General features: G+C 48.6%; 10 protein-coding genes and 1 tRNA gene. All 11 read right to left on the bottom strand.

The genetic code is table 11. The features are described 5' to 3' along the window. Window positions 1–378: 378 nt before the first annotated feature. Window positions 379–2,265, bottom strand: coding sequence for a SpaH/EbpB family LPXTG-anchored major pilin (locus tag ACTJLE_RS03350; protein ID WP_481267422.1), 1,887 nt, complete (start codon window positions 2,263–2,265; stop codon window positions 379–381). 271 nt (window positions 2,266–2,536) lie between these two features. Beyond that, on the bottom strand, window positions 2,537–5,095 hold the full coding sequence (locus ACTJLE_RS03345; RefSeq protein ID WP_481267421.1) for a hypothetical protein: 2,559 nt from the start codon (window positions 5,093–5,095) through the stop codon (window positions 2,537–2,539). Between the two features lie 330 nt (window positions 5,096–5,425). Next, window positions 5,426–6,364, bottom strand: coding sequence for a transcription termination/antitermination protein NusG (gene nusG, locus ACTJLE_RS03340; protein ID WP_481267420.1), 939 nt, complete (start codon window positions 6,362–6,364; stop codon window positions 5,426–5,428). Window positions 6,365–6,390: 26 nt separating this feature from the next. Beyond that, window positions 6,391–6,618 carry a preprotein translocase subunit SecE gene (secE, locus tag ACTJLE_RS03335; RefSeq protein WP_479691657.1) on the bottom strand — a complete coding sequence of 76 codons (228 nt, stop codon included), beginning with the start codon at window positions 6,616–6,618 and terminating at the stop codon, window positions 6,391–6,393. Window positions 6,619–6,655: 37 nt separating this feature from the next. Next, window positions 6,656–6,731: transfer RNA gene (locus tag ACTJLE_RS03330), tRNA-Trp, on the bottom strand. 116 nt (window positions 6,732–6,847) lie between these two features. Then, window positions 6,848–8,098 carry a pyridoxal phosphate-dependent aminotransferase gene (locus tag ACTJLE_RS03325; protein ID WP_481267419.1) on the bottom strand — a complete coding sequence of 417 codons (1,251 nt, stop codon included), beginning with the start codon at window positions 8,096–8,098 and terminating at the stop codon, window positions 6,848–6,850. Between the two features lie 681 nt (window positions 8,099–8,779). Next, window positions 8,780–9,925 carry a glutamate 5-kinase gene (proB, locus tag ACTJLE_RS03320; RefSeq protein WP_481267418.1) on the bottom strand — a complete coding sequence of 382 codons (1,146 nt, stop codon included), beginning with the start codon at window positions 9,923–9,925 and terminating at the stop codon, window positions 8,780–8,782. 81 nt (window positions 9,926–10,006) lie between these two features. Continuing rightward, a complete protein-coding gene (obgE, locus tag ACTJLE_RS03315; protein ID WP_481267417.1) occupies window positions 10,007–11,689 on the bottom strand; it encodes a GTPase ObgE in 1,683 nt (560 codons plus the stop codon). A gap of 548 nt (window positions 11,690–12,237) precedes the next feature. Further along, the gene (rpmA, locus tag ACTJLE_RS03310; protein WP_004106248.1) at window positions 12,238–12,489 is read right to left on the bottom strand and encodes a 50S ribosomal protein L27; all 252 of its coding nucleotides are present in this window, start codon (window positions 12,487–12,489) and stop codon (window positions 12,238–12,240) included. Between the two features lie 34 nt (window positions 12,490–12,523). Next, window positions 12,524–12,832, bottom strand: coding sequence for a 50S ribosomal protein L21 (rplU, locus tag ACTJLE_RS03305; protein ID WP_004129104.1), 309 nt, complete (start codon window positions 12,830–12,832; stop codon window positions 12,524–12,526). A gap of 174 nt (window positions 12,833–13,006) precedes the next feature. After that, window positions 13,007–16,567 (bottom strand): Rne/Rng family ribonuclease, encoded by a 3,561-nt coding sequence (locus ACTJLE_RS03300; protein ID WP_481267416.1) that lies wholly within the window; start codon window positions 16,565–16,567, stop codon window positions 13,007–13,009. Window positions 16,568–16,860: the final 293 nt, after the last annotated feature.

Genomic DNA, 16,860 nt, shown 5'->3' with positions numbered 1-16,860 from the left:
AAGTACACAAAAGCTCGCTTGTTGTCTCGGTTTTGTGGACTTGAATTGGGCGTAAGTACACAAAAGCTCGCTTGTTGTCTCGGTTTTGTGGACTTGAATTGGGCGTAAGTACACAAATGCGCGCATAGTTCATCGTGTTTGTGGACTTAAGATAGACGCAAGTCCACAAATGCGCACACTTCACCTCGCGTTTGTGTACTTGAATTGGATGTAACGCTCGTTCAGTGCGAAAAATCTCAAATCTCTACCACACGAATATCCACACGACTAACATGCGGACAGGATGGGTGTGGAGAGCAAGTGAGTCTAGGATTTAGTTAAGTAAACCCTAGACTCACACTTTGCTATTAGACTACAAGACCAGCTTTAGAAAGCGAATCAAGCGTTCTGCTGCTGTTCTTCTTCCTTGCGATTGCGCACGTACATAATCACGCTCGCAACAATCAAGCCCATGCCCACAACAGCGAAAATCAGCACGCCGTAAGCACCGGTTGCAGGAAGGTTGAACCAGAAGCTCTTGCCATCTTCGCCGCCCTTAAGTGGAAGATCCTCAACCTCAACAGTGTTGGTCTTATCCTTTTCAATTTTTGCCTCATAAACAGCTGTAGACCTAGCATAACCCTCAGGAGCTTTCACTTCGAGAAGATACACAGGATCGCCTGCACGAGTCTTGTACGCCTTCGTGAAGTTACCATCAGTGTTGGTAGTAGCATTCTCAAATGTTGATGCAGCTTTGCAGTCATCAGATTCCTCAGGCTTTTTGTTCTCATTCAAAGCCTTGTAGCAGCCGTCAGCCTTAGCTTTATCAGCAAAGATCTTGAATTCAGCGCCAGAAAGATTGGTCTTCGCACCGTCCTTCATGCCAAACTTGTGAACCTGAAGGTAGCCAAAATCAAGAGTAGACTTGCTCTTCTCAGTGTTAGGAATGATTGGCGGCAATGCCGCTTCACTATCCGAATGAGCCGGGAAGAAGCCAGATGCGTTAACAATCTCATTCTTACCATTTTGCTCCGAATCCGTACTATTCTTTGGAGCATTACCAGCCTGATATGTGCTACTGACCTTAAACTCAAGATTTACAGTAACTTGAGGAGCCTCTTGACCTTGCGTCACACCGTTCAGAGCTGTAGCAATCTTGCCTAAGCCAGCATTAGAGAATTTCACAAGAATACGCTTGTGATTATCTGTAAGACCCTTGGAATTTGGATCTGTGCTACTAGCGGAATAATCAACTAAATCAACCGTGTAATCTTGCTCATTAGTAGCAGTACCCTTGTTAAGAGTCGTTTCACCAATCTTCACACTCTTTACAGCATCAGCAAAAGTTGCCGTGCCTGCTTCCCCAGCAGCTTTGAATGCTTCCAAAGCATCAGCCGGAGCATCATCGAAGACCATATAACCCTGAAGATCTTTAGCCGTCAAATCCTTCTTACCAACTTTTGCCTTATTAACTCCGGCAGTAATAGTGTAATGCAAGGTATCATTGACGCCTGCGAAACTCTTCTTATCGTAAACCTTCTGAATAGTAGCCGAGAGATCCTTGTTCTTCGGCTTCACAACAGGCTTGTAGTTGTAAGTAACTGTGGTTTTTTTGTTTGGTTCCTGACCCGTAGTAGTGTACTCCGGCAAAGGAAGCGTCATATAGAAGGATTGCAAATCAGAAATACCGTAACCGGCAGGTGGCTCCGTCTCGATTACCTTGTAAAGACCAAGTCCAAGGTTGGAGAAAGTTGCTTTACCAGTGTCTTTAGCAGTCGTTTGATCATCAATGTGAGTGTTGGTGTCAAACTTTACTTCCGCATCAGTGCCATCTTCCTTAGCAGTGTGATCGTTCAGCTTGGTAGCAAGTTTAGCAATCTCTTGCCAAGAATCAGGAGACTTAAGATCTAGAGTTGTTTCTTTAGTGCCAACCTTAATGGAAGTAACCTTTTTTAAGCTAAACTTGGCACCAGAAAGCGGCTCGTAACCAGCAGGGCAAGAATCTGCAGAAGTTGCAGATGGTGAAGAAGGAGTAGAAGAAGAAGTAGTTACAGTTTCTGTGCTAGTATTCTTTTTCTTGCACTTAAGAATGGTTATAGTACCAGTTGTCGGAGCACCAGTCTCCCACGGAGCCTTAGACTTCTTATCACCATCACCAGTGTTAACAGGCGGCTTAGGCACACCCCACGCAACGCCAGTCATTGTTACAGCGCCGGCGACGCACAGCGTGCCAGCCATCGCAAGCGACGCCACCGCCGCCACGAATTTATTAGTGAACTTTTTCATGTTCACTCCTTTCATGCTTTTTACAGCAAGTAGAAAATTGATTTGCATTTATCATGCTCATACGAGTAAAGTTTTAAAATTTTTGGCATTTACCTTGTGTTATCACGCTCCCGAATCCCGAAAGACTGCGCGATAAAACACTGCGCGATAAAACACTGCGCGATAAAACACTGCGCAATAAAACAATGCGCGAAGCAGGAAGGCTTTATGCGCAAATGCGTACGTAGTCGCCTTATGCGAAGCACCGCGAGTAAATGCATATACAACTGCTTCATACGTAATTGCATAAGCCTCGCCGCCTTCCAAAAATTAATTTGCTAGCCTTCTCACTTTGACTTACCACGAAGCCAGCAGCCAGCAGATTCACCAATAGCGCGGCAAGAATACCGAGCTGCAAATTCCAACTCTGACCGCCCGTGTTCGGCAGAGTGAAATTACTCGACAAGTGAATATTGAGCGTAAAAGTAGCAAAATCCTTAGTTTCTGTAAAAGCCGTAGGCTTAGCAGAAGTTAGCGCAGAGCTTATCGATGTAGGGGTTAAGCTGCCAGATTGGGTAGCGTCACCTGTTAAAGTATCAAACTTAGTAAGCGCATCAGGCTTCAACGCAAACACAACGCACTGGTAATCGCCAACCGCAGTCGGCTCGATACTCGGCTTTATACTCACTTCCTTATCAGTTCGCGCAGCTACTTTTTTATTTGGATCCGACGACTTGCAAGTCGTCTCTCCTTCTTTATTAGAGTGGCACGTATTTTGATTATCATCCGCAGGCACACTCAGCCCAAGCTCTGCAAGATTACTACTCCAAGTCTTGTATTCAAGATTCTTCGCATCTTGCGGCGATTCAGAAGGCTGCACAGGTTGCGACGACCCAGAAGACTGCTCAGATTGCGAGCCAGAATCCTTCTTCTCGCCCTTCGAGCAGAGCACGCGCAACGTAATCTTATTCACGCTATCCGCCGCAGAAATAGCATCAATATACGGCTTAAGCTCCATACCAAGCATCGCATAAATCTTGTTATTGCTGCTAGTCAACGGCGCCGGCAACGAACCATCGCTGTTTTTAAACGGATACACTTTCAGCGTAAGATCATTTTTGCCAATTGTTGGCGGCTCCGGCTCTGGAGGCTTATTCGACTTCACCTCAATCGTAACTGACTTATAATCCCAGTCGATGGTTTTTTGAGGCTTGTACACGGACTCATCTAACCCAGATGTATTTGTATTAGGTATACGAGCGGCATAAATCTTAGTATCAGGATCACTAAATACTTCACGAGTCTTATCTTTTAATCTATCTGTGACATATTTTGCAAAATATTCAGTTGAGAATGTTTTACCAAGATTCTCACTGTAACTTATATCAACATCCTTAATAGCAAACACTTTACACTCAAAAGTTCCAGCTTTTGTAGGCGTACCAGTAATCCAACTTTGAGAGCGCTCAGTATAATCATCATTCAAATACACAGAATACTTATCCGTACCGGTTTTACTTTCTATATGAGTGAACTTAGTCTGCTTATCCGTAGTAGAACCATCTTTATTACTTAAGTTCAAACCATTAACACTGTCTAACGTATAACTGGCATTATCACCACTACCACTTTTACAAATCATATGGTGATGAATAAAACCAGGCTTATCTTTCGACTGCGAATCAATAAAAAGCTTATTATTAATAGGATCGTAAACGTCTTTCTTACCAGTACCGCCAGTATCACTTCCGCTAGAATCTGAACCTTTAGACTTTGGATTTATAATAATTTTACTATCTTTTATCGCAGTATTATCTTGCGTTTTCCCAAAATCGTACAAGCTCAGCGATAAATCATTTTTTGATATATCAGGTACATCAACTTTTACACTTATTGTAGCGTATATTTTTTCGCTTTTCTTTTTGTAATATGCAAAAACTTTAAATTTATAACTACCGTAATCCCACTTACTATTTGGACTCAAAGTTATAGAACCATCAAAGCCTGTTTGCTTTTCGGTATTCTGAACTTTAGTGGCGCCACTATCTTTTTCAAAATTTGCCCAACTTGGTACAGGATCTTCATCTTTTTCTAACGTAAACCACAAGCCGTCTAGCTTAAAGGTTGGATTTTTCCCAGGTTTTAATTTGAACTCTGGAGTAATAATTCTAGTTTCACCACGCTTTATTAAAATAGTCTTACCCTTATTATCTACAGTAGGACTACCAATATTGTAGCTAATCTTGTAGCATGCACTTAATTCGCTACACTTCTTCGGTTTTCTCGCACTTCTGTTCATTTTGAGAGCAGCTTTCGCAGAATCAGCAGCTTTCTTTTTGGCGTCTTTGCCGTTTTTATTTTCAGCAGATTTTTCAGCAGATTTGCTTTCAGCAGATTTTTCTACAGTTTTTCCAATTTTATCATCCGACTTAGTTTTATCAGCCGACCTAGCATTATTACCAGCCTTATTACCAGCCTTGTTGCTATCAGGCTGCTGCTTGGTATCAGGCTTTAATACCTTATTATCATTCTTCTTTAAATTACTTGAAGAGACGGCATTGTTGCCTTTAGTAGACTCAGCATTACTAGATCCATTTTGCTCAGACTGCTTATTCGGCTCACTTTGAGTCTGCTTCTCCCCATCGCTCTTGTCAGAACCAGACTTCGCACCCTCAACCTTCTCAGTAGAAGTAGTATCTGCACCACCATTCTCACCAGCGCTCAACGCATAAGCAGGAGCAATCACAAAAGTAGCAAGCAACATTGCAATTGCTACGAACAAAGCAAACAGAGAACGGCGAATTGAGCACACTAATCGAAGGAAACGGCTAAATATATGCAAATCAAACATATACGCACCTACCTTCTAACTCGCCAAGTTATTATAATGCCATTGTTACAACAACATTAAAAACTCAATTTCTCTATAGAAAATCTTCTCAAGCACAAGGCTTAAACCTTTTCTAAAAACTCTGCTCCCAACCATTGAGTACTATACCCCCCCCCCAGGTTAATTGCAAGCCAAACTAAATATTTGGAAATATTTATTATTTATGTTGATAAAAGCAGTATTATTGCAAGAAAATTTCGGATTATTTCCCATTTTTACGGCGTGTCGCAATAAATAAAAAAAAACCGGAGTGCGAATTAACGCACCCCGGTTTGTAAAAGTTATAAAAGCTTAAGCAATCGGCTCCACTTGGTTGAACCCAAGCTCCACAGGAGTTTCGCGGCCAAAGATGGAAACCAGCACCGTAAGCTTCTGAGTTGTAGGCTCCACGTCCGAAACCACAGCAGCCATTGTTGAGAATGGGCCGTCGGTCACAGTCACCTGATCACCAACCTTGTAAGCCACCTCAACCTTGCGCTTGCGTGCAGCGGCCGGCTTATCTCCAGCATTCTTCAAAGCCTCGGAAGCAATCATTGGCGCCATCATTGCCACAACTTCCTTGCGCGTCAAAGGAGCAGGATCCCTAGAAGGACCAACGAAGCCAGTCACGCCCTCGGTTTCGCGCACAATGCGGCGAGCGTTCTCGTCCGGCCACATACGAATCAGCACATAGCCAGGCACACGCACACGCGTAATAACCTTCTTGCCTTTTTCCGTATGCTTTTCGACTTCTTCCATCGGCACTTCAATCTGGAAAATCTTATCTTCCAAACCAAAGTTTTGCACGCGGGATTCAACGTTAGTCTTTACGCGCTTTTCGTAGCCGGAATACGTGTGAAGTACGTACCACTTGCCTTCCAAAGTGCGAAGTTTCTTAGAAAATTCAGCTACAGCGATTGCGCCTGCGTCGGTTGGGTCGGATTCTTCAGCAGTTGCGGAAGTTTCAGAATCGGCAGAATCGGCGGAATCAGCAAAAGCGGCGGAATCGGCAGAATCGGCAGTTGCGCTGAAATCTGTATCTACGCTGGAATCAGCAAACTCATCAATAGCATCTTCAGAACCGCTGTTATCTGCATCAAGAGAAGCAACAGCCGCAGCAACTGCAGCATCATCTGCATCATCTAACGCAGACTCAACGGGAGCACCAGCAAAATCAGCATCCGCAAAACCAGCATCAGCCTGATTCACAGACGCAGCGTCCGCTTCTTCGAGATTGAACTCATCAGTCATCTTGTATACACCTTCAAAATTTCAACTCAGCCGAACAACCACATAACGGACTTACCCAAGCCGAAGTCCATGCAGGTGACGAAAGCCATCAAAAACGCAACAAACAGGAATACTGCAGCCGACCAAGCAAACAGCTCTTTGCCGTGAGGCGCAATAACCTTGCGCGTTTCGTCAATAGTCTGCTTAATGAACATGCCAATGCGCATGAACAAATTCGGCTTTACTGCTTTCTTAACGCTGTGTGCCTGTGCCATGCTTGAATCCTTCATGTAAAATTGCGAACTAAAAAACTGGCAGGGACGGCGGGACTCGAACCCACAACCTACGGTTTTGGAGACCGTTGCGCTACCAATTGCGCCACATCCCTAAGGTGAACTTGCCTATCATACCCCAAACGGTGAGACATAGCAAACCGCCAGATAGATATGTTATCTCATGGGCATGATTTCGCCGCATCTACACGCACTATCGAGTGTCGAGCAGTTACGCCTCAACCCACTTCTTCATGCGACGCATGCCTTCCGCAAGCTGATCGTCCGCAAGAGCGCAAGAGAATCGCAAATAACCCGGAGCACCGAAAGCCTCGCCAGGAACGGCAGCAACATGCGCTTCATCAAGCAACATCTCCGCAAATCGCGAAGAAGTATGCGACACCTCGCCATTCTCGCCAAGCGGACGCTCAAGAAGCGCCTCAACATTAGCAAACGCGTAAAAAGCGCCGTGAGGAAGAGGGCAAGTAACGCCGTCAATATTATTCAGCGCTTCCACAATTGCTTTTCGTCGAGCGTCAAAAGACTCGCGCATTGTGGCAACCACTTCCAAAGATCCGCCAACTGCAGCAATTGCGGCGCGTTGCGAAATATTAGAAACGTTAGAAGTCATGTGGCTTTGCAACTTAACTGCGGCTTTCGCAACATCCGCAGGCGCAACCATCCAACCAACTCGCCAACCCGGCATAGCGTAAGTCTTAGCAACGCCGTTCAAAATCAGCAGCTGATCTCGAACTTCCGGAACCTCAACGCCAATGTAAGAAGTCGAAATTCCGTCGTAATGCAAGTGCTCGTAAATTTCGTCAGAAAGCACCCAAATATGGTGTTTTACAGCCCACTCGCCGATTTCGCGAATAGTTTGCGCGCTCCAAATAGCGCCCGTAGGATTCGACGGCGAAGTAACGATAATTGCGCGCGTGCGTGGAGTGCGAGCGGCTTCAATCGCGTCAATATCCGGCTCAAAACCGCGATCCGCGCCTGCCAAAACCGGCACAGGCACGCCGCCAGCAAGCTTCACAGCCTCCGGGTAGCTAGTCCAATACGGCGCTGGAATAATCACTTCGTCGCCATCATTTAGGAGGATTTGGCAGGCTTCGTAAACGGCTTGCTTTCCGCCGTTTGTTACTACTACTTGATTTGGGGAGACTTCGTAGCCGGAGTCGCGCTTTACTTTGCGCGCGATTGCTTCTCTAAGTTCCGGCAGACCGGCAGTGGCGGTATAGCGGTAGTTGCGCGGGTCTTTGCACGCAGCAGCTGCGGCTTCAACAATGTAGGAAGGAGTAGGGAAATCCGGCTCTCCTGCGCCGAAGCTTACGACGTCGATACCGGCAGCTTTCATAGCTTTTGCTTTGCCGTCGACTGCAAGAGTTGCGCTTGGTGCGACTTTGTTAATGCGATTGCTTAATACGCGCCAATTTTCTTGGGATGTAGTTTCGGATGTAGTTTCTGCAATATTCTCTGCCATGATTTCCAGTGTAACCTTAAGCCGCGAAACGGACGAATCTGCCGCAAATTTACCTGGCGTTTGCGCGACGACGTGCTTGAGTGCTTAGACTGTGGCGCGCGCGATGACTTGCTTTCTGCGCGAGTGTCTCATTTCGCTTATTTTGAGACACTGGTGCAGATGCGTTACTGCGTTAAGGCCTATGGTTGCCGATTATTCGACCTTCGTGCAGATGCGTTACTGCGCTCGGGTCGGAAGACCGGCGTTATTCGACCTTCGTGCAGTTGATGTACTGCGTTAGAGCCTCTGGTTGGCAATTATCAGACCTTCGTGCAGATGCGTTACTGCGCTCGGGTCGGAAGACCGGCGTTATTCGACCTTCGCGCAGATGGCGTACTGCATTAGAGCCTCTGGTTGGCAATTATCAGACCTTCGTGCAGATTGCGTACTGCGTCCGGGTCTATGGTTGCCGATTATCAGACCTTCGCGCGCTACGCTTTAAGCGCTTCGGCAGGTCGTCGCGCACGTTTGGAGCGCCACACAACCCCAAACCCTCCAAACGCGAGACAAATTCCCCGCGTTTGGAGCACCAAACCAGCCACAACCCTCCAAACGCGAGAAACTTTCCCCACATTTGGAGCGCCAAACACGCCACAACACTCCAAACGCGAGAAAAGTTGCGCGCGTTTGGAGCTGCAGCAATTACACAAGAACGAGATTATCGCGATGAACCACCGGATGCGCATACTGCCGCCCCAGCGACTCCTCAAGCTCGTCGCTCGTGCGCCCCATAATCTCCGGAATCTCCTCAGCATCAAAAGCCACTAAACCTTTCGCCAAGTGGTTTCCCTGCTCGTCGTCAATCCACACCGGATCCGTAGCCGAAAACTCGCCGCGCACATCCACAATGCCAGCCGCAAGTAGGCTCGCTCGCCCACCGCGCACCGCCGCCGCCGCGCCAGCATCAACCACAAGCGTTCCGTGCGGATGCGACGCAAACCCAATCCAAAGTCGCCTCGAAGAATCGCGCGTATGAACCGGCGCAAACGCAGTTCCAACAACGTCTCCAGCAAGAGCCGGCCCCGCGTTTCCAGCGCAAGTCAGCACGGTCGGAATTCCGGAAACTGCCGCCACATGCGCGGCTTCCAGCTTCGTCACCATACCCCCGGTTCCCACTCCCGAAACGCTTGCACCAACCTTCACTTCTTCCAGCGCGCGCGTCACATCCGGCACAAAACTCACGCGTTTCGCACCCGGCTCGCTCGGCGGCGCAGTATAAAGCGAATCAACATCCGTAAGTAGCACAAGCGCTTCCGCTCGCACAATATTCGCAACCAATGCTGCAAGACGATCGTTATCACCGAATCGAATTTCGTTGCTAGAAAGCGCGTCGTTTTCGTTTACGATTGGAATTACGCCAAGTTCCAGCAAACGCGTCATTGTGCGCTGCGCGTTACGGTAGCGAGACGGCGAAATAGTTACGTCCGCAGTTAGTAGCATCTGCCCAACTCTGAAACCAAATTGCGAAAAAGCGGCTTCATATTGCGCCATAAGCAAGCCTTGACCAACCGAAGCCGTGGCCTGCTGAGTCGGCACATCCTTCGGACGCTCGCCAAAACCGAGTAGCCCAAAACCTGCAGCAATTGCGCCGGAAGATACGAGCACAATCCGCGCTCCTTGCATTTGCGCGTGACTAATTGCCGCCGCCAGCGCACGCAACTTTTGCACGTCCAAATGCCCGGACGCGCTTGTAAGCGAGCTTGAGCCCACTTTTACAACGATTGTGCGCGCCGCACGAATTGAACGCCGAACCCCGTCTTCGGTAAGCTCAATTGCCGGATTGCTCATATGTTTTACCCCTTGATTTAGCTTGATTTAGATAGATTTCGCTTTATTTAGCTAGTTTTAGCTAGTTTTAGCTTGATTTTTCTAGTTTTCCTGCTCTTCGCCTCGTCCGAACAAGCTATTTTCGTCATGACGATCGTCGTCCACGGAAGGATCCGCCCAGTGGCCGGACTTTCGCTCCGCCATCATCGCTTCTCGAACCGCGCTCTTAGCGTCCATCATGCTGTGATAGTCGCGGCGACGCTCGGCGTTCGTGCGCCTTGCTCCGCGCGGATCGTTCGCCTCAATTCGCAAATCCTTGCCTCGCGCACCCAAGTTAGCGCCGTCCAATCCTTCCGCACCGGCCGCAATGCTTGGATCCCAATCGAAGCAAACCATGTGCTTGCCGCTACCAATGCGAATTTCGTCTCCCGGACGCGCGCCCTTCTTGCGCAACTCGTCTTCAACACCAAGCTTTGCCAAGCGATCCGCCAAGTAACCAACGGCTTCGTCGTTGTCGAAATTCGTTTGCACAACCCAACGCTCCGGCTTAGTACCAGTAACAGTGAACCAAAAATCGCCGTTCCTGTCTTCTTCGCGCTTAATCTCAAAGTCGGCGCCACTTCCGCGACCATCGTCACGACGCCTGCGCAAAGCCGGAGCCTGCTGCTCAAGCGGCTGAATAACCACGCGCTCTTCCTCGCGCGCCGCTTCTTCGGCAGCAATCTTCTCGCGCATCTTTTCAACCAATCGCCCAAGCGCAAAACCGAGCTCTTTCAAACCTTCGTGAGACGCTGTAGAAATCTCAAATACTTCTAATCCCATCGCCTCAAATTCGCCGCGCACAAATTCAGCCAATTCCTTAGCTTCCGGCACGTCGATTTTGTTAAGCACAATAATGCGCGGACGCTCCGGAATTGGGATTGCGCCTAACGGCAGCTCAAGTTTGTTAGCATACTGCGCAAGCTCGTGCTCAAGCGCATGATAGTCGCTAATTGGGTCGCGATTTGGCTCAAGCGTTGCGCAATCGATTAAGTGCGCAATAATTTCCGTGCGCTCAATATGACGCAAAAACTCAAGACCCAAGCCCTTTCCTTCGGATGCTCCTGGAATCAAACCTGGCACGTCCGCAATTGTGTAGCGATAATTTCCGAAACTTACTACGCCAAGATTTGGCACCAAAGTAGTAAACGGATAGTCCGCAATTTTTGGCTTGGCTGCGCTAATTGAGGCGACTAAGCTTGATTTTCCTGCAGAAGGGAAGCCGACTAAAGCTACGTCTGCAATAGACTTAAGTTCCAAAATTACGTCGCGCTCTTCGCCCGGCTCGCCTAAAAGCGCGAATCCAGGTGCGCGTCGAGTTTTGTTGGCAAGTGCTGCGTTACCAAGACCGCCCGCGCCGCCTTGAGCTACAACGAATTTGTCTCCCACATGCTGCAAATCCGCCAAAACTTCGCCCGGACGCTTCGCAGCTCCTGCAGCACCTTTGGCTGTGAATACGACTGTTCCAACAGGCACAGGTAGCAGCAAATCGGCGCCTTTTGAACCGTCTTTAGTGTCGCCCAAGCCCATTGTGCCGTTTTCGGCAGTGCGATGGGGCATAAATCGGTAGTCAAGTAAGCTATTTGCGTTACGATCAGCTACGAAAATAACGGAACCGCCGTCGCCGCCATTGCCGCCGTTTGGGCCTGCCAACGGCTTGTATTTTTCGCGACGCACGCCGGCAGAACCGTTGCCGCCGTCGCCGCCCTTCACATGCACTGTTACGCGATCTACAAAATCACTCATACTGCTACCTTACTCGAAGCTAAACACTTAAATTCGAAGCTACGAAAACATTTGATGGAAATTTATACGGCGTTTGGAGCACCAAACACACTTCAACGCTCCAAACACGAGGAAACGCTCGCACTATAAGCGCTCGCTTACGAAACTCGCGTTGGAAGTCCACTGGACTTCCAACCTAAGCGAGTTTCCGCTCCGAATTGCTTTCGCGCGCGCTGTGCTGCGCTCAAGAAGGTCGTCGCGCAAACGCGAGACAACTTCCCCACGTTTGGAGCAAAAACCACACCGACACGCTCCAAACACGAGGAAACGCTCGCACTATAAGCGCTCGCTTACGAAACTCGCGTTGGAAGTCCACTGGACTTCCAACTTGAGCGAGTTTCCGCTCCGAATTGCTTTCGCGCGCGCTATGCTACGCTCAAGCAGGTCGTCGCGCAAAACCGCGGAAACAAATCAAGCACAAAAAAGCCGCACCGAATTGGGTGCGGCTTAAACGTTTTATCGCCGGCTTTTCGCCGACTTATTGTTGAAGCGTTTTAGGCTACTATGACTCAGGCAGTCACAACGTCAACAACCTTGCGGTCGCGACGAATGCCGAACTTCACATTGCCGTCCACCAAAGCGTACAGCGTGTGATCCTTGCCCAAAGCCACGTTCTGGCCTGCGTGGAACTTAGTACCGCGCTGACGAACAATAATGTTGCCAGCCACTACAGCTTCACCGCCGAACTTCTTCACACCAAGATATTGCGCTTGCGAATCGCGACCGTTGCGCGAGCTAGACGCACCCTTCTTATGTGCCATCTCACTGTCCTTTCAGGTTTACAAACACCGTCAATCAGGCGATGGCCGTGATCTTGACGAGAGTCAACTTCTGACGATGGCCCTTGCGACGAGCCACACCAGTCTTGTTCTTAAACTTCATAATGCTAATCTTTGGACCCTTGGCTTCGTCATTCAAGACTTCTGCCTTCACCGTGATCTTAGCAAGATCCTTGGCGCTCAAAGTCACCTTAGCACCGTCAACAACGAGCGCGACCGGGAATTCCACGGTATCGCCCTTCTTTGCATCGAGACGGTTCACGAGAATGGCGTCGCCAACCTCGACCTTCTCTTGATGGCCACCGGCCTTCACAATCGCGTACATAATTCGTTCCTTAGCTCAATTGAAAGCTTACTTTTGCCTTGCGCACAGCAAAACACGCGCGGCAAGACACCGACTATCAAAATTACACCCACCCATGTACTAACGTCAAGACCTTAGCGCATGAATCGATGCAGACAATAGTCAACATTGTACTCAAGCCCTATACTTAAGTACTTATTCTGCGTAATTTTCGGAAGATTCAGAAGTAGATTCTGTAGATTCTGTAGATTCAGAAGATTCTTCAGTAAATCCTTCCGCTGATTCTTCAGTCGATTCTTCTGCGGAATCTTTAGTAAATTCTTCAGTTATTGCAGAAAATTCTTCTGTAGAATCGGCAGATTCTATAGATTCTTCCGTAAATTCGGCAGATTCTATAGATTCTTCCGCACTTAAATCACTTTCCGCAATTAAATCACTTCCGGCACTTTCCGCACCTAAAGCACTTCCAGCACTTCCCGCAGTTTCACTAATCGCAGAAGCCGCAGCAATACGCGCCAACTTAGCACGCACATCCGCACTCGAACCCTGCTTTACCAGCGCAGGCTGCTCCGTTGCGCTACCGTGACCATACTTATTTGTCTTAACAAACGGATCGCCACCCTTAAGCGCATAAGGATCTGCGTATTCCGAAGAAACAGTCGGCTCATCGTGCAAAATAAATCCGCGCCCCTTACACATTGGGCATTCCTCGGAAAACGCCTCAACCAAGCCCTGTCCAACGCGCTTACGCGTCATTTGCACAAGACCAAGCGAAGTCACTTCAGCAACCTGATGCTTAGTTCTATCGCGCGCCAAGCACTCAAGCAACCTACGCAGCACCAAATCGCGGTTCGCCGGCATAACCATATCAACATAATCAATCATGACCATGCCGCCAATATCGCGCAAACGCAACTGTCGCGCAATCTCCTCGGAAGCCTCCAAATTACAGCGCGTAACCGTTTCTTCCAAAGACTTACCGCGGCCAATAAATCGACCCGTATTCACGTCAATAGTCGTCATTGCTTCCGTGCGATCAATCACAATCGAACCGCCAGCCGGCAAATAAACCTGACGCTCCATGCCCTTACGAAGCTGGCTGTCAATTTGCCACTTATCGAACACATCCTTGCCTTCATGCTCGGCAGGATCCCAATATTCGACCTTACTGCGTAAATCTGGAGCCATCATTTCAAGATATTCGTCAATGCGCTGACGCACTCCCTCGCCTTCAACAATAAGCTTTTGGAAGTCGTCGTTGAAAATATCGCGCACAACACGAATTGCCACATCCGGCTCGCCTTGAAGCAGCTTCGGGCGCTTTCCGTGCAAATATTCCTGACGCTTAGCTTCAATGCGATCCCACTGCTTAACAAGCGATTCGAGATCTTTCTCAATTGCTTCCTCGCTTGCGCCTTCAGCGGCGGTACGAATAATAATGCCCATATCTTTTGGAGCAATTTTCGCCACAATTCCGCGCAAACGCGAGCGCTCACGGTCGGAAAGCTTGCGGCTCACGCCAGTCATACCGCCGGAAGGTACCAGCACAAGGAAACGCCCGGCAAGAGTTACTTGCGAAGTCAAACGCGCACCCTTGTGGCCAATCGGATCCTTCGTAACCTGCACAAGCACAGGGTCGCCCGACTTAAAAGCAAGCTCAATTCTTCGAGGCTGACCTTCCAAGCGCGTCGTATCCCAGTTGACTTCGCCAGCGTAAAGCACGCCGTTTCGAGCCTGGCCAATATCAACGAACGCAGCTTCCATACTCGGCAGCACGTTTTGAATTCTACCGAGATAAATATTTCCAACGGTTGCAACTTCTTGAATATCGGAAACGTAGTGCTCCACAAGAATATTGTCTTCAATAACGGAAATTTGCGTGTGGCGATCGCGCTCGCGAACAACCATCAATCGCTCAACATTTTCGCGGCGAGCAAGAAAATCCTGCTCCATAATTAAGCTTTGACGCGCGCGCTCGCGGCGATTATCGCGGCGGCGTTGGCGCTTTGCTTCAAGCCTTGTAGAGCCTTCAATATCCGTAATTTCGTCTATATATTGCTGCTTGCGCGAGCGGCGAGAAGAATCGTCGTCGTCACTTGAGTAAGCGTCAAAAGATAAGTCAGATTGTGCGTCCGATTTAGAAAGTTGGGAAGACCGAGACGATTGCTGAGATTGCTGCGATTGCTGCGATCTCGAAGAATACGAATCTTCCGAAGATTTAGAGCGGCGGCGACGGCGACGACGCGTGTACAGCGTTTCTTCCTCATCCTTCGAACGGAATTCGTCCGGATCAGGAATTAAATCGCGATCTTCCTGCGAAACTACGTCAAGATTTTCGCGCCTTATGCGAGAGTCAAATTCCTCGTCAAAATCGTCATAATCGCGATTTTCTTTGCTTGATGCGTTGCGATAGTTGCGATTATCGTAACGATCTGAGCGATCTGCGTTGCGGTCCGCACGATCTGCACGATCTGTATTGCGATCCGCGCGACTATTGCGATTCGTACGATTATTGCGATTATCGAGATTGTTGCGATCGTCGCGATTATCAGCATCATCTCGATCATCACCGCTATCCGCACGATCCGCACGATCCGAAAAATCATCGCGATCCGCTCTAGAAGTGCGACGGCGACGACGGCGACGCGTTATCATTCCCTCGTCATCATCTTCATCTTCATCAAGAATATTTCGCGACATTTCGCGGCGGCGGCCACCGTTATCCGCGTCCATAATATCGCTAACATCAAGCGTTTCGTCAATGCGCGTATCGATTGGAGCGTAAACAATATCGTCGTACGCAAGATCTTCTTCAATCTGCTCAACTTCGGCAGCAGCTCTGCGCTCAACAGCATTCAACCTGCGAGAACGGCGCGAACGCTGGAGTTTGCGCGGCTGCGAATCGTCATCCATTTCGTTACGATCGTTGTTTTCGTTACGATTGTTGTTTTCGCTAAATTCGTTGTCTCCGCGATTTCGATTGCGATGGCGACGGCGAGAATCTCGCGTATTTTCGCGCTCGCTATCTTGCGAATTATCTTGCGAAAAATCTTGAGAATTGTCTTGCAAATCATCTCGCGAATCATCTCGCAAATCATCTTGCGAAAAATCACGGCTATTTCGCGTATTTTCGCGCGAACTACCGCCGGAATTGCCGCGCGAGTTATTACGAGAGTTGCTTCGCGAATTGCCGCGCGAGTTAGATCGAGAATTGCTGCGCGAATTGCCTTGCGAATCTTCGCGAGAATCCCTATCGCGCGAATCCCTATCACGCGAATCCCTATCTCGCGAATCCTCATCTTGAGAATCGCGCAAAACTTCATCGCGATTCGCATGCGAATTCACATGTGCAGGAATTACCGGCTCCTGGAACAAAAGCGAAGTAATCGGACGCGCTTGAACCGTATGCGTATCAACGCCTTTAGAATGCGACTCTTCAACTTTTAATTCCATAGCCTCGCCGGCAGCTCCAGCACCGCGAGTTACGCGACGGCCACGGCGACGACGAACGACAGTCGACGAAGAATCAGACGAAGAATCAGACGAATTTGCGTTTTTTGCGTCATTATTAACGCTTTTATTCGTTGCTAAATTCGCATTCTTACTATCTACATTCTTACTATCTGCATTCTTACTAGATTCATTCTTACTAGCTTCAGAAACGCCTTTAGACGCAGTTTTATTATCCTCAGCTTCAGATTCATTGAAGCTTTCTCTTATTACTCTGGGCACTATGCTCCTCACGAGACGCTGCATCGCCTCGCATTCCCTGGCCTCAAGATTAACACGCACACAAGCGAGCTACCCCAAAGCTCTTTACAAAGTCTAGTTGCGCGACGGCGGACGCCAGCCTCGGAACACACTCACGAGGGGATCGACGCCATCGATTGCACGGCGGCTTGCAGTGCCACCGTTCTCTAGTATGCCATATCGCCGAGTCAAATATTCTGCTTCGAAAGTTAACAACCCTTAAGCTTAGAAAGTCACTGCACTTTCTGCTTATCAATCTGCCGCATTTCTGCTTCGAAAGTTACTTTCCAGCGCGCATC

Source organism: Gardnerella sp. CCPDSM (assembly GCF_056754715.1).
This window is presented reverse-complemented; position numbering and strand designations above follow the sequence as displayed.

Coding starts and splice junctions, on each gene's coding strand:
- ACTJLE_RS03345 (WP_481267421.1), bottom strand. CDS start 5,095: ATGTTTGATTTGCATATATTTAGCCGTTTCCTTCGATTAGTGTGCTCA.
- obgE (WP_481267417.1), bottom strand. CDS start 11,689: ATGAGTGATTTTGTAGATCGCGTAACAGTGCATGTGAAGGGCGGCGAC.
- ACTJLE_RS03300 (WP_481267416.1), bottom strand. CDS start 16,567: ATGCAGCGTCTCGTGAGGAGCATAGTGCCCAGAGTAATAAGAGAAAGC.
- ACTJLE_RS03350 (WP_481267422.1), bottom strand. CDS start 2,265: ATGAAAAAGTTCACTAATAAATTCGTGGCGGCGGTGGCGTCGCTTGCG.
- rplU (WP_004129104.1), bottom strand. CDS start 12,832: ATGTACGCGATTGTGAAGGCCGGTGGCCATCAAGAGAAGGTCGAGGTT.
- ACTJLE_RS03325 (WP_481267419.1), bottom strand. CDS start 8,098: ATGGCAGAGAATATTGCAGAAACTACATCCGAAACTACATCCCAAGAA.
- proB (WP_481267418.1), bottom strand. CDS start 9,925: ATGAGCAATCCGGCAATTGAGCTTACCGAAGACGGGGTTCGGCGTTCA.
- rpmA (WP_004106248.1), bottom strand. CDS start 12,489: ATGGCACATAAGAAGGGTGCGTCTAGCTCGCGCAACGGTCGCGATTCG.
- nusG (WP_481267420.1), bottom strand. CDS start 6,364: ATGACTGATGAGTTCAATCTCGAAGAAGCGGACGCTGCGTCTGTGAAT.
- secE (WP_479691657.1), bottom strand. CDS start 6,618: ATGGCACAGGCACACAGCGTTAAGAAAGCAGTAAAGCCGAATTTGTTC.